This is a genomic window from Calothrix sp. 336/3, assembly GCF_000734895.2.
Lineage (GTDB): Bacteria > Cyanobacteriota > Cyanobacteriia > Cyanobacteriales > Nostocaceae > 336-3.
Map to the genome: position 1 here is coordinate 1,578,751 of NZ_CP011382.1, position 13,948 is coordinate 1,592,698.

Sequence of the window (13,948 nt, forward strand, 5' to 3'; positions counted from 1 at the left end):
TGCTCCTATACTTTTTATATATTTATGCTGACAAAAAATTAAAGATACCAATAAATTTGGATTTAAAAAAAGGAAGTATCTTTTGAGGATTTTCAAAATAAAATCTAAGTTTGTCATATATATGGTAGTAAAATTCATATTTAATGGCGGTAAATAATCTTGACAATAAAGGTAAATTCTTTCGATATAATCTCATAATGCGATGCATGTCAGTCATTGTATTACCACTTTGAATGCTGTTATAGGTTTTTGTGTTTTCGTGTAATCTGAAGTTACCCCAAGTTTCGTCTATATATTTAATATTTGCCACCTGAACTGCTTTAAGTATAAAATCTAGATCCATCGCATAGTTTTCTGATGTATTATATAAGCCGATAATTTCATGTATATTCTTATGATAGAAATATGCAGATGGATTGGCTGGCATTTGATTAATTTTCCAACCCATTAATAAATCTTGTAATTTTAACTTACTTGGTTTATTGATAGACAATAAATTACCCTCACCATCCCAGATATTACAGTTGCCTACTAGTAAACTTGGCTTTGGAAGATTAATAAGTATTTCGGCGACTTTATTTAAAATATTCGGCTCATAGTAATCATCAACATTAAGAATAGCTAAAATCTCACCTTTAGCCATTGCAATACCTTTATTCATTGCATCAGACTGTCCCTGGTCTTTTTCCGAAACCCAACGAATATGAGGGTATTTTTCTGCATATTGTTTAATAATTTCTACAGTACGGTCTTTTGAAGCACCATCAACAATGATATGTTCAACATCAGGACAGTTTTGATTAATGACAACCTGGATGCATTTTTCGATGAATTTTTCGCCGTTATAAACTGGGGTGATGACTGTAATCATGTTTCGATCAAAATATTACTTCAGGGATTATGGAAGAACTTATTTTTTATACTTGTATATATTCTTTGCTGTCAGTCTCAGCTTCTACTTCTTTAACACTCAGTAATTCCTGGTATAGCTTAATGTAGCGTTGTGCTTGTAATTCTATTGGGTATTCTGCACAAGCAATTTTTCGGCAATTTCTACTCATCTGCTGACGTAATTTATCATCTTCCAGTAACTCTACAATTCCATTGCAAAAATCATCAGCATGTTCTGGTGTAGCTAAATAACCTGTAATACCTGAACGTACTAAATCAGGAACTCCGCCTATTTTGAAGGAAACCATTGGAGTTCCACAAGCCATACTTTCTTGTAGTACAAGAGGTAGATTGTCTGCGCGGGTAGGAAAAATAAATAAATCTGCGGCAGAATAAACAACGGATTTAATACGGTCGCTACTGATATAACCGAGATTAATTGTTACTATTCCGACCTCTTCTGATATAGTGTCACCACCAGACCCAAAAGTGAGCAAAACAGTTTCAGATTTTAAAGATGCGGGTAGCTTTTGTAAAGCTTTGAGTAATAAATCACCTCCCTTGCGGGAATCTTTCAAGCTATCTGCGGCAAATAGCAACACCTTTTTACTCTCTGGAATACCCAATAAATATCGACATTGTGCTGAATCAAGAGGCTGATAGGCTTCCGTGTCGATACCATAGGGAATGTGATGAATGGAGAAGCGCTTGAGCATACTTTGTTTGGCTTGTTCAAAGAGCCAATTACTAGGAGTCACAATAGTAAGGTTTGAGCGACTGTAAACCCAGTTTTTTAACTTCCATTCAATCTGAGTATTATCCCTAGAAACAGCAGGATAGGAATCGGGATATGGACATTTACCACAACCATTTTTCCAGCGCATACAATCATAGCTATAAGCACAGTGACCTGTAAAACTCCACATATCATGGAGGGTAAATATGGCTGGTTTACTTTCAGTTAACCAGGGAATTGCCATATAGCTAAAAACCCCAGAATGTAGATTATGAAAATTCAGAATGTTTGCATCCTGGTAAAAGCTGTGTTTAGGAATATCAAAGCTACTAATGTACTTAATATAGTTCAGTCCTAAATGCCAAGTGACCTGACTAATTAATTTTTCAATAATGAGATTTGCTCGAGGAATAGGGGCTACGCGATCGCTAATGTTTTTCACTGTTCCTACTAGTAACCGCGAGTCAATTCCTTGAGCTAGCAAGCCTTGATGAAGTCGATAGCCTGCGATTGCTGCTCCACCTGAGATATCAGATTGATTAATATGTAGAACATTCATAGAAAAGAAGATTCAAGTCGAGATTAATTTATGGAAAGTGTTCATAGTTACACAATTTGCTGGAGTGAAATTTTTGCCCTGAGTCTCTACTATTTTTTTAGTTGTTTTATTGTGGAAGAACAGATTTTTTAGGATTGACGAAGATTTTATATAATGAGGTTTTTAACCAGCGTTTAATTGTAAGAGGTAACACTTGATTTCCGATTTGCTTCACTACATTCTTTCCCCAATTTAGAAAGTAAATAATATTTCTAAATAGGTAGTACAATTTCTGATGTTGATAACCCCATAGTTCTCTATGAAGGGCATTCCAGACACCAGGATCGTTGAAGCCTTTATTACAAAAATACTCTGCTATCCAAGTTAGATATTTTTGGCGTACAGGACTCAGAGTTCCGCGATACCATTCACCTGTTTGAGTTGCAATAATGCAGCTATTATTTGAGTGCTGCCGATACTTACCCCAACAATGGCTCGACACAAAAACAGATTTTTCGGCAAAGACTTTTACCCAGAAAATACTGTCTTCAAACTTAGTCTTAAACTCATCTTCAAATCCACCCAGTTCTTCAAATATTTTGCGCCGTACCATAACACTACACACACAGGGTATCGCCCTCTCATGGGAGTCGAGAAGATTAAATAGTAAATTTGGTGGCTTGATCAAACTATTCGGCTGACCGCCTATTTGTGAATAAGAATCCCGTTGAATATCTTCCGAATTACCAGTCCAACTAAACCAAACTTGGGTACGCCCCCAGACCATAGCAGCCTCAGACTGTGATTCTAGAATACCTACTTGTTGTTCAAGTTGATTGGGGAACCACGTATCATCAGCGTCCAAAAAGGTAATATATTCTCCTCTGGCGTGATGAATACCTAAATTACGTGTTGCACTCATACCCAGATTTTGATGACCATCATGTTCCACATAACGAATTTTATCAGGGTATTGTTGAGCATATCGTAAGGCAATGAGTGTGCTTTCATCAGTTGAGCCATCATCTGCCAGCAAAATTTCCCAGTTGTGATAGGTTTGGGCTAAAATACTGTCTATTGCTTGTTCAAAGAAATCATGCCTTTTCGCATTAAAAAATATGATAATGCAAGAGACTAATGGTTGAGTCTTTATTTGTTCATTCATAAGGTTAACTTAATAGTTATGTGACAATTTTTTCTTTATTCAATTTCTCAATTTGAAAATGACATTATTGAAAATAGGTGCTGACTAGCTCATACCAATTCACAATTCGCAATTCGCAATTCGCAATCAAAAAACTTAGATGCAGCAAAGCTTTCAGGATTTACATCTGTATCATATTTTTCGTGAAATGGTATAATCCCTTTTTTGTCACTCTGGGAAAAGAAAAATCAAAGTCAAATTTTCAACTCTAGATAGAACATGCATTTGAGCGTTTATTTTCTAACACAATGGCTGAAATTATGACTTTTCAATAAAAGCCTTATGCCGTAAGCATTTCAGACTATTCTCTCCCGAAAGTGACAAATGAGGGATCAGTATAGATTCTGTTCATTCATGGATATTTTTTTACTGCTTATAAGCTAATGATTTCACTAAATTATGAATGCCAGATATAAAAGACCATTGAGGTTTAAAATTTAACAGTGAAAATATTCTTGATATATCAGCTTGAGAATGTTCAATGTCTCCAGGTCGAGCATTTTTAAAGTAAATTTTTGAGTCAGACTTAGTAACAATTTTTAGGTTATGAACCAATTCAAGTAGCGAAGTTACTTGACCAGTACCAACATTACAAGCGATACAAGAGTCAACAGAAAGGGGAGTAGTTAAAGCTTTTGTAAAAGCAACTGCAACATCTTTAACAAAAATAAAATCTCTTGTTTGTGTACCATCTCCGTAAATAGTAATGGGCAGACCAGCTTGGATAGACTTACTAAAGATAGAAATAACGCCAGAATATGGTGAATTTGGGTCTTGACGAGGGCCAAATACGTTAAACAGCCGTAGAGCAATAAAAGATATACCTAACTTTTTCGCAAATAAATTTGCATATTGTTCGCTCACCAATTTCTGTAATCCGTAAGGAGAAATCGGGGAAGTCTGTTGTTCTTCGGAAATGGGTAAATATGCTTTATTGCCATATACTGCGGCTGAACTAGCAAAGACGAGTCTAGGGATGTTTAACACTTGGCACAGTACAAGTACAGCAATGATTGCTGAGAGATTATTGTGATGAGATTCTAGCGGTTTATCCCAAGATTGCGTGACTGATGGGGTTGCTGCTAAATGGGCAATTCCATTGATTGGCTGAGTGAAATCTTCTGGCTGGCAGTCTAGTATGTTCTTCAGCAATAATTTCAGACGAGGATGTTCAGACAGGTTTGTTAAGCGACCAGTAGTGAGATTGTCAACTATGGTTACAGTATGACCTTCTGTTAACAATTGCTCTGTCAAGTGAGAGCCAATAAAACCTGCTCCACCAGTGACAACAAAATGCATAATTAAATTTTAGGTATAGGTTGAATACTTTGTTTTTTTCCAAAATCCATACAGAACATTATCGGAAACCACAGCCAAGATTAAGCTAAACTGTGGTTTAACCGTCGCCTGCCAGTAAAAGTTCCCAGTTGTCATAGGTCTGAGTGAAAATGTTTTCTATGGCTTCGATAAGGAACTTTGCACCAGCCTTCAATAAAGATGAGGATTCAGGAAACTAACGCTTTCTTCTTCATAAATAATGTTCTTCATACTCTCAAATTTTCTGCTTTGATAAGTAATTTTTGTAAAGTTATGCGCTTTAGTTTTTGTTTAATTCGGCTCATAATATACTGATTACAGTTTAATAGAGAGCTTAAGGTTGGGTGGCGATATGACCATAGCTCCTTTTGGACTTCCTCCCAAACTTCAGTGTACTTGAACCCTTTTTCGGATAAATATTGCTCTAACCAGTTCAAAAAAACTGGACGTTGCAGGTGCCAATACTCTTTTTTAGTTTTTTGTGCGATCGCGCAGCAGCTTTTAGGATGTTGCCGATACTTATACCAGTACTGACTTGCTACGAATACAGGAAATTGTAGACAAATCTTTGAACAGAAGACCTGATCTTCATAGAGACCTCGGAACGTATCTTCAAAACCACCAACTTTTTCTATTGCCTGTCGTCGCACCAGCATTCCTGATATGCTAATTTTCATTTGTAATAACAACAGAAATAGTATTGGCGGTTGAACAATAGTGTCGAGATATAAACCAGGGTTCTGTAAAAAGATTTGAGGAGTATCTACAAAGTCGCTCTTTGTATCTTCAATATTTCCTGTCCAGCTATACCACCATTGAATGGGTCCATAAACCATAGCAGTGTCGGGATGAGAATCTAAAATAGCTGTTTGTTCCTCTAATATATTGGATAACCAGATGTCATCGGCATCTAAAAAAGCAATATACTCACCTTTCGCATGGTTAACACCTAAGTTGCGTGTGGCACTCATACCACAATTTTGATGTCCTTCATGCTCCAAGTAGCGGACTCTTTCTGGATATTTTTTTGCGTATTCTATAGCTATTTTTGTACTAATATCACTAGAACCATCATCTACTAGTAATAATTCCCAAGTTTCGTAAGTTTGGGCAAATACGCTTTCAATAGCTTCGATAAAGAACTGCTCACCAGCATTAAAGAAGATGATGATGCAAGAAATCAGTGGTTTGCTAATCATAATTGAAAACACCTTATTAACCAACGGGTAAAGGTTTCGCCATCCCAATCCTCAACCACAACACGGGGTAACAAAAAACTATTGCTATTTGGTTGAACTCGGTTAGCTACACTGCAACAAGCACAATTAAATCCTGCTTCTTCTACAAGAGGGATGGTATCGGTTACGTAACTACCATTGGGATATGAAAAACTCGTGATTGGATGTCCTAAAATTTTCTCCAGATAATCTTTACTTTGCTGAATTTCATCTCGTTGTGAAGCTATTGGAAGTTGAGCAAGAAAAGGGTGTGTTACAGTATGGGCACCAATTTCTATCATTCCTCCTGACTCTAATGCAAGCATCTCTTCATTGGAAAGGGAGCGATGGGTTGAGCGTCCTACTGGTTCAGCATTTGCCCAAACACGTATTTTATCTAGCAAGTTTTCTCGTTCATGCATAGGCAAAAACTGCAACTGTTGATATAGTGAGCGATACAGAGTATTACGAGGAGTAGGATTTTCTCCTGTTTCCATTCTCCAATGGTGATCGCGTTGACGATCTGCTTCACTATAATGTGCTGCTGATCCTAATTCCCATTGGTAGGTTCTACCATTAATATTTAACTGGAGTGAATCCGGTAATGTACCAGGTTGCAATAATAATCTATCTAGCTCATCCCACCAAAATTCTTGCTTTTGGTCAATCCCACCAGTAGTAACAAAAACTGTAGCTGGGATGTCGTACTTTTCTAATAACGGTTTGGCATTATAGAAGTTATCGGCGTAACCATCATCAAATGTGACGACAATTGACCGATGTACTGGTTGTCTATTACCAAGGTTTTTTGTCAATTCCTGTAAATGTATCGGGTTCCCATATTGTCGTAAAACTTCTAGGTGTTCGGCGAAGTGTTTTGGTGTTACACATAGTGACCAGGGATCTGAATCTACTTCAGCTACACGGTGGTACATTAAAATGAGCGCACCAGGGAAAATTTGATTTTTTAGCTGCTGAAAAGTGTGTCGTACTTTGTTAGTGATAATGCCCATGCTGATTATTTTGTTTTTATGCTTCTAAAACTACCTGTTGGTAAGCATGGGGTTAGGAATCAGAAAATTTGAACATGAAATACATCTTCATAGCGATCATCATAAAATTGGGAGGCGTTTTTAACATTATTAAGATTCAAACGTTGCACTTTTGCACTTAACTCCATTGACTTACTCTTTCACGGCTCTAGCTGTAATTAAGACCTGGTAATCGGGATCGTGATAGTCTAGCTTGGATTTATCTAATTCTTCAGTTGCCAAGCCATGCAGAAAAGCGATCGCACTTAATACGTTTCCGTAGGCTGTGACTTCTATTTTGTCTTTCTCAAAAACTTCCTGAAATAGCTTTTGGATTGAGAGGGTGGTAAAACTCCAGTATTGTCCCCAGCGCTCCATGTCTTCGCTACTAATTTGACTAATACCTGAAATAGTGACGAGTAAAACCCCTCCTGGTTTGAGAATCCGGTGGAGAGTTTTAATTGCAGATGGGACATTGTAGATAAATTGCAGGGTTTGAGTGAGGATAATGCAGTCGAAAGTATCTGATGGCAGATGGTCAGCGTTTGTTAAATCTGCTACGATTGTTGCTTTTGGATTACCTGGTTCTACATGAAGGACATCGCTTTTAGTTATGTGATCGCCACCAAATTTGTAGGTGTAGAGAGGTTCTTTAATCTCTAGCACATGACCTTGTATATCGCTTGCGTGACGATCAAGAAAATTTTCAATATAGTAGCGGTCAACTGGTAAACCTCGATCGAAGCCAAAATCTTTACTGATAGGCTTGACTTTTCCCAAGCTACCAAGGTTGATCATTCCTAATGGAGGACGACCATAACGTATACTTTTTAGCCAATGATATACAGGAGTTGGCAATTTGTTAACGAAATTGAGGTTCATGATGCTACCTCAGCTTTGACAACCCTAATAGTAATTAAGACTTGGTACTCATCATCTTTGTAATCAAGCTCTTCCTTGCTCAATTCTTCTACAGCCAGTCCTTGTAAAAAGGCGATCGCAGTGAGAACATTACCATGTGTTTCAACTTCAATATTGATTTTGGGAAAAAACTCTTCAAATAACATCCGTGCTGATTGAGCAGTCAAAGCCCAGCACCAATCACTACCCCAATCACATTTGACTACTTGGCTGATACCGGGAACAGTTACTAGTAATATCCCACCTGGCTTTAGGATGCGATACAAATTTGCTAAACCCGTTTTCATATCGTAAAGAAGGTGAAGAGTTTGCGTCAGAATTACGCAGTCAAAAGCCTCTGAGGGAATGTTATCGGCATTAGTTAAGTCACCCACAATAGTTGCTTCTGGGTTACCTTCAACCACATGCAACACATCACTTTTGGTAACGCGATCACCCCCAAATCTACGGGTATAAGTCGCTTCTCCAATCTCCAACACTCGTCCGTGAACATCATAAGCCTGACGAGCAAGGAAATTTTCGATATAGTAGCGATCTATCGGAAGACCCCGATCATAGCCAAATTCTCTACTGATAGGTTTCAAACGTCTCAAGTTGCCAAAATTAATAGTACCCACTAGTGGGCAATATTCCTTTCCTTTCAATTGAGTGCCTAACCAATTAGAGATAGCTGATGGCAATTTTCGCTTGGCTATTTGCTTTAAATGTTTTGTATTCATTAAAAAAAACTTCCAACAATTAGTAACTTACGTTTAATGATTAACATGTTGCAGAGTAATTCGGGTACTGTCATGATTGAAACTATCTTTTACCAACAGAAGTTCAAATCATCTTGCTGAACTTTTCAACTGAGTCCATTGATTTCTCAGCCATTGATGAATAGGGACAGGTAATGTTTTTTGCCCAGTGAACTTTAGTAGTTTTTTGATATCCTTCATAGGATGTTCATCCTGACTTATAACCTCACCCCAGGAAAGCTTAAGCTTGAGGTCAGCAGAAATACGGTTATTTTTAGTATTATTAAATTTTTCTGCGTAATTTGTTGTAGCGAAAATCCAGGTATTGTCCTGAGAAGCTAAGTTATTGGAACAGGTTAAAGCCCTTATAAATTGGTCACGTATTTCTTGAACCATTTTTGTTGCGCGTTCAGAACATTCCTTGGCTTTCATCCTTGCCTCTTCTGTCAGGCAATAGTCAAAGGCTTGCTGTAATGCTTCGTCGGTGATTTCATCAGCTTTAAACACTACAGGCCAACCGATGGTTTCTGCCTGACGTATAATTTTTAGACTGTCACCACCTGGGTCGATAGAGAGTGTAGGAACTCCATTTTTTAGAGATAACACTGTTCCGTGCAGACGTGTTGTTATCACCATATCCATACGGGCAAGAATTGACTCAATCTCGGCTGGACTACGGAACCCCCTACTATTTTCGTCTAAGCGAGTATCAATTTCTACCACTGATATTTGTCGCGATTCCACAAGTCGTTGGACAGCAGCATATGCAACTTCCTCAAATGCTGCTCCGTAAGGTTCAACCAAGCAAACACCTACAACAGGTACTAACTCTCGACGTGATAGAAATGTAATATCAGGGCGGGCACATACAGAACTATCCCGTTCAATCAAAACATCAAAAGGATTCCACTGATCAAGCGGTTCCAGCATGGTCAAATCAATCCCAATGGTGTGGCAACTGGCGAAGCGCTTCAGGAAATCATCTCCCCCTCTTTCTCTTCCGAAAGGACCGCATACAAAAATTACGTGTGAATAGTTATTAGGATCTGCGTTTTCCAGAGCTATCCCCTCTCGAAATGGAGGAATAACCGCAATATCGTAGGGAAAACTAATATGGTCAAGCCAATCACACACAAGTTCAGCAGCCAATAAGTCTCCGGCTGTTGCACCTCCACCTTCAATGCTAAAGCAACCTGCAACAAGAACCTTCACAAAAAAATCTCCTTGACTAAATGAGGGATAAATATAATTAGCAATAGCTGATGTTACTGACTTATGCGGGTTTGACCCATCGGTGTTGGATAAGGACATTACCATAGCCAATCACCCTGTCCACCGGGCGGCCTCGTAAGTTTCCTTGCTCAACATCAAAAAGAGCAGCTCCTTTGATATCATCTTGAAATTCTCCATTGCACATGATTGAAGCATTAATTCGATAGCGACCAGGCATAAGCAACAGTTCATCAATCTCGCAAATGAACTTGGTCTCTTGGTGCGAATTAGTCATATCCTCTTGACTATGTACAGCAGAGTCAAAATATGTGACTGGCTGTCCATATTGGTCGTAAATAGTAAAGCAGCAGGAAAGTCCCGAAAGAATTCCAGTTATATGGAAGGTAAAAACAGCAGGAAACCCTGTTGCCAAAGTAGAAGATGGATGACTTCCACCAGTGGAAATTTCTACCTTAGAAAGTTGCAGATGACCTTTACCGTGACGGTCTGTCCGCGTTAAAAGGTTTTCAAAAGAGGCTTGTTCAAGGTTTTTTAAGTAAGTCCTAACCGCTCCATCTGCTGTATCGTCAACTAAGATGGTTCCTTGCTTCAACAAAACCCCTCGACTACAAAGAGCCTGAACAGTGCCCAGATTATGACTTACAAAGATAACGGTTCGCCCTTCTTTAGCCACATCCTCCATCTTACCCAAACACTTCTTCTGAAATTGCACATCCCCTACTGCCAACACTTCATCTACGATTAGAATCTCTGGTTCCAAGTGAGCAGCCACCGCAAACGCTAACCGCACATACATCCCCGATGAATACCGTTTCACAGGTGTATCTAAAAACTTTTCAACCTCAGCAAAAGCAACAATCTCATCAAACTTGCGGGTAATATCTACCTTGCTCATTCCCAAGATTGCACCATTGAGAAAAATATTTTCTCTACCTGTCAATTCTGGATGAAAACCTGTACCCACTTCCAGTAAACTCGCAACTCTTCCCTTGATCCGGATGCTTCCAGATGTTGGTTCCGTAATTCGACTTAATATTTTTAATAATGTTGATTTACCTGCACCATTACGCCCAATAATTCCTACTCTATCGCCCTGCTTAATATCAAAAGAGACATCCTTCAGCGCCCAAAATTCTTCACGACTGGAATCAAATTCTTTCTTCCCACGGGGATTGAAACTATTAACTATAGACTTGCTGACATTAGTGATAGCACCGCGAAATGTCTTATAACTCTCTTCCTGATGAGCAAGTACATACTTCTTACTTAAGTTTTCAACCCGGATGACAGTATCGGACATTTACCTAGCTCCTCCTTGAGTCATATCTTTAAACCATGGGAATTACGCGATCGAAGTGAGAAAACGAGACTTTGGGATTGCTTCCTTACGTCGCAATGACATAAATTTGTTGCTCTAGACTTTGGGATTGCTTCCTTGCGTCGCAATGACATAAATTTGTTGCTTTAGACTTTGGGATTGCTTCCTTGCGTCGCAATGACATAAATTTGTTGTCCCTCCACAATTCCTAAACTACGTCTGCAAATGTGCGTTCCATCCTGCGAAAATACCAAATTCCGCTCACGAGAATGAGAACAACTAAACCTGTAGACAATGCAAACCCAGGGAAATATATCTGCGATTCTCCCCCCAAAATTGCCCAGCGAAACCCGTCAATCACTCCCACCATAGGGTTAAGTGAATATATTAAGCGCCACTCAGGAGGAACAACCTGACTACTGAAACCCACCGGTGAAATATATAAACCGAATTGGACAATAAAGGGCACTATATAGCGAAAATCTCGATATTCCACGTTCAACGCTGCTAACCACAACCCCGTACCCATAGAAGCAGCAAAGGCAATGAGAATAAATAAGGGCAGGGTGAGGATACGCCAGTCAGGTATAAAATTGTAGTATGCCATTAATCCTAATAAAATTATCCCAGAAATCATAAAGTCTACAAAACTGACTATGACTGCACTAGTGGGGACAATTAACCGGGGAAAATAGACTTTAGATAAAAGGTTAGCATTATTAATTAAGCTGTTACTGCATTCACTCAAAGCACCAGAGAAAAACTGCCAAGGTAAAAGAGCAGCGAATACCATAATTGGGTAGGGTGTATTTCCTTCGGTGGGTAGTTTGGCGAGACTGCCAAAAACAACAGAGAAAACCACCATCGTTAAAAAGGGGCGAATTAATGCCCATGCCATACCAATTATAGTTTGCTTGTAGCGCACTAAAATATCGCGCCATGCCAAGAAGTAGAATAGCTCCCTATATTTCCACAAGTCGCGCCAATACTGGCTTTCAGTGCGACCGGCTTCGATGATGAGTTCTTTGCTGTTCATCAAGTTATCCGTTGGTTGTTTCTATGGGTGGTGAGTAATGAGTAATAAGTAGTGAGTAATGAGTGAATTATCAGTAGGGAGCAAGATGCTCCCACTACTTGGGAACTACTTGGGAAAATTTAGTTTATGTCACCAGGTGTGACAGGAGCGATCGCCGCTTCGGCGGAGCATAGCTCTATCGCCATGATAATTTATCCTTTTCAGGCAAAAGTCAGTGATGATGTATGAATACCCATGGCGATCGCGTAGCGGCTCTTGCAGAGCATCGCATAGCGGCTCTCAGAGAGCATCGCTAGTTTTTCTGTCTTAGCTCAGATTTGTTTGTGAACTTCTATTAAAGCTTTCAGTGTTTTTGCGGATAATCCGGACAGTTTTGACAAAAAATTAAAATTGATTGTAATTAATGTGACAAGGAGTGATGTAACCTAAGTCACCGCAACTATTCTAGCCTCCAGCCTAAATACCGTTCCCGGATATGCAAAGGAGTACTAAAGGAACTAGATGCGAGTAATTGCCTCAATGCCAACAAGACGAAGGCAGGAATAGTAGTAGTATATCGTTGCCACAGACGACGAGGTTCTTGCAACCAACGATAAAGCCACTCTAAACCGAAGTCACGCACCACACGGGGCGCTCTTTTCTGGATACCTGCATAAACAGGGAAAACTCCCCCCAACCCAATCATTACTGATTGAATTCTATCCTTGTGTTGCGCCATCCATCTTTCCTGTTTGGGACATCCCAAGGAAACTAAAACCAAACCTGCACCACTGGCATGGATTTTCTCAATTAATGCTTCGTCTTCACTTTTGGTTAAAGGACGAAATGGCAGGGGTTCCATGGCAGCAATTTTCAATTCTGGAAACTCTTGCTCGATTTTTTGGCGCATTTTAGAGAGAATTTCACCTTGGGAACCCACAAAGAAAATACTGATATCTAACTTTTGGGCTAACTCACAGATGGCAGTGAAAATATCCATTCCTGCAACACGGTCTTGATAACGCGCCCCCATTAACCGCATCATCCATACTAGAGGCATTCCATCGGGTGTCACTAAGTCGGAATTCCTCAGCACCATGGCAAAATCTGGATTCCAATGGGCTTCCATGAGCATATGTACATTGGCGACACAAACTGTCTTACTTTCGCGGGCGATCGCCCACCGTAAAATCGTCTGTATCTGATCATCAAATCTCAGAGCGGTAATCGGGAAATCTAGCACCTTTTGAGTAGGCAGAAATGCTCTTCCTACCATGATTGACTCCTTGTGTCTAACAGAAATACAACAGTAGAACCAATCACTGCCAACATTGAAAATGTGAGGAAAAACCCTGACTTTTTAAATGTTTAAGGCGTGATTAGAACTCAACACATGGAGATGCATTTGCTCTAAATAGATTTTTCGTTTCCCTGGTATGTGATTTTTTTATTATCTTCAACTGTATCTTAATTTACCCCATAGAAATCATTTTGTCATGTCATTTATATCAACTTTATATTTTCTTAATATTTCTTTCATGTTTAATTTAAAAAACCTTTATATCTTTCAGGTGTACACAGTATTTGTGCGGGAATTTATGCTCAAAATGTCAGATTGAATTTATCTATGTTCAGGATTGCAGATATAAAATTTTTCTAAGGAAGTAGATATATTGTCGTGATTTAATTATGTATATAGTATTTCTGATGATTGAGGATAAAATCTTATTTAAATATTATGAAAAATGTACGATTAGTGAAGTGTCACAAGGGTTGCAGAATTTATAAAT

The 13,948-nt window shown here is 38.9% G+C and carries 12 protein-coding genes; all 12 read right to left on the minus strand.

The window, feature by feature from the left end; all coding sequences use genetic code 11:
* Window positions 1-22: 22 nt before the first annotated feature.
* Window positions 23-871 carry a glycosyltransferase family 2 protein gene (locus IJ00_RS06255; protein WP_035151069.1) on the minus strand — a complete coding sequence of 283 codons (849 nt, stop codon included), beginning with the start codon at window positions 869-871 and terminating at the stop codon, window positions 23-25.
* Between the two features lie 46 nt (window positions 872-917).
* Entirely contained in the window at window positions 918-2,186 is a 1,269-nt protein-coding gene (locus IJ00_RS06260; protein WP_035151071.1) for a glycosyltransferase family 4 protein, read from the minus strand.
* A gap of 106 nt (window positions 2,187-2,292) precedes the next feature.
* Window positions 2,293-3,330: a glycosyltransferase family A protein gene (locus IJ00_RS06265; RefSeq protein ID WP_046814736.1), complete on the minus strand. Its 1,038-nt coding sequence runs from the start codon at window positions 3,328-3,330 to the stop codon at window positions 2,293-2,295.
* 405 nt (window positions 3,331-3,735) lie between these two features.
* Window positions 3,736-4,668 carry an NAD-dependent epimerase/dehydratase family protein gene (locus IJ00_RS06270; RefSeq protein WP_035151072.1) on the minus strand — a complete coding sequence of 311 codons (933 nt, stop codon included), beginning with the start codon at window positions 4,666-4,668 and terminating at the stop codon, window positions 3,736-3,738.
* Between the two features lie 245 nt (window positions 4,669-4,913).
* Entirely contained in the window at window positions 4,914-5,885 is a 972-nt protein-coding gene (locus tag IJ00_RS06275; RefSeq protein ID WP_035151073.1) for a glycosyltransferase family A protein, read from the minus strand.
* A complete protein-coding gene (locus IJ00_RS06280) occupies window positions 5,882-6,916 on the minus strand; it encodes a polysaccharide deacetylase family protein (protein WP_035151074.1) in 1,035 nt (344 codons plus the stop codon). The genes IJ00_RS06275 and IJ00_RS06280 overlap by 4 nt, the downstream gene beginning before the upstream one ends.
* Before the next feature lie 171 nt (window positions 6,917-7,087).
* Window positions 7,088-7,816, minus strand: a complete 729-nt coding sequence (locus IJ00_RS06285) for a class I SAM-dependent methyltransferase (RefSeq protein WP_046814737.1) — start codon at window positions 7,814-7,816, stop codon at window positions 7,088-7,090.
* Window positions 7,813-8,574 (minus strand): bifunctional 2-polyprenyl-6-hydroxyphenol methylase/3-demethylubiquinol 3-O-methyltransferase UbiG, encoded by a 762-nt coding sequence (locus tag IJ00_RS06290; RefSeq protein WP_035151075.1) that lies wholly within the window; start codon window positions 8,572-8,574, stop codon window positions 7,813-7,815. Before IJ00_RS06290 ends, IJ00_RS06285 begins: the two co-directional genes overlap by 4 nt.
* A gap of 108 nt (window positions 8,575-8,682) precedes the next feature.
* Complete coding sequence (locus IJ00_RS06295) at window positions 8,683-9,909, minus strand: polysaccharide pyruvyl transferase family protein (RefSeq protein WP_082127274.1); 1,227 nt, start codon at window positions 9,907-9,909, stop codon at window positions 8,683-8,685.
* Window positions 9,866-11,125 carry an ABC transporter ATP-binding protein gene (locus tag IJ00_RS06300; protein ID WP_035151079.1) on the minus strand — a complete coding sequence of 420 codons (1,260 nt, stop codon included), beginning with the start codon at window positions 11,123-11,125 and terminating at the stop codon, window positions 9,866-9,868. Before IJ00_RS06300 ends, IJ00_RS06295 begins: the two co-directional genes overlap by 44 nt.
* Window positions 11,126-11,351: 226 nt before the next feature.
* Window positions 11,352-12,179: an ABC transporter permease gene (locus IJ00_RS06305; protein WP_035151083.1), complete on the minus strand. Its 828-nt coding sequence runs from the start codon at window positions 12,177-12,179 to the stop codon at window positions 11,352-11,354.
* Window positions 12,180-12,618: 439 nt separating this feature from the next.
* Window positions 12,619-13,434: a WecB/TagA/CpsF family glycosyltransferase gene (locus tag IJ00_RS06310; protein ID WP_035151084.1), complete on the minus strand. Its 816-nt coding sequence runs from the start codon at window positions 13,432-13,434 to the stop codon at window positions 12,619-12,621.
* Window positions 13,435-13,948 lie beyond the last annotated feature (514 nt).

What these genes read in the sequence shown, in the direction of transcription:
- IJ00_RS06255 (WP_035151069.1), bottom strand. Translation starts at nt 871, where the DNA reads ATGATTACAGTCATCACCCCAGTTTATAACGGCGAAAAATTCATCGAA.
- IJ00_RS06260 (WP_035151071.1), bottom strand. Translation starts at nt 2,186, where the DNA reads ATGAATGTTCTACATATTAATCAATCTGATATCTCAGGTGGAGCAGCA.
- IJ00_RS06265 (WP_046814736.1), bottom strand. Translation starts at nt 3,330, where the DNA reads ATGAATGAACAAATAAAGACTCAACCATTAGTCTCTTGCATTATCATA.
- IJ00_RS06270 (WP_035151072.1), bottom strand. Translation starts at nt 4,668, where the DNA reads ATGCATTTTGTTGTCACTGGTGGAGCAGGTTTTATTGGCTCTCACTTG.
- IJ00_RS06275 (WP_035151073.1), bottom strand. Translation starts at nt 5,885, where the DNA reads ATGATTAGCAAACCACTGATTTCTTGCATCATCATCTTCTTTAATGCT.
- IJ00_RS06280 (WP_035151074.1), bottom strand. Translation starts at nt 6,916, where the DNA reads ATGGGCATTATCACTAACAAAGTACGACACACTTTTCAGCAGCTAAAA.
- IJ00_RS06285 (WP_046814737.1), bottom strand. Translation starts at nt 7,816, where the DNA reads ATGAACCTCAATTTCGTTAACAAATTGCCAACTCCTGTATATCATTGG.
- IJ00_RS06290 (WP_035151075.1), bottom strand. Translation starts at nt 8,574, where the DNA reads ATGAATACAAAACATTTAAAGCAAATAGCCAAGCGAAAATTGCCATCA.
- IJ00_RS06295 (WP_082127274.1), bottom strand. Translation starts at nt 9,909, where the DNA reads ATGGTAATGTCCTTATCCAACACCGATGGGTCAAACCCGCATAAGTCA.
- IJ00_RS06300 (WP_035151079.1), bottom strand. Translation starts at nt 11,125, where the DNA reads ATGTCCGATACTGTCATCCGGGTTGAAAACTTAAGTAAGAAGTATGTA.
- IJ00_RS06305 (WP_035151083.1), bottom strand. Translation starts at nt 12,179, where the DNA reads ATGAACAGCAAAGAACTCATCATCGAAGCCGGTCGCACTGAAAGCCAG.
- IJ00_RS06310 (WP_035151084.1), bottom strand. Translation starts at nt 13,434, where the DNA reads ATGGTAGGAAGAGCATTTCTGCCTACTCAAAAGGTGCTAGATTTCCCG.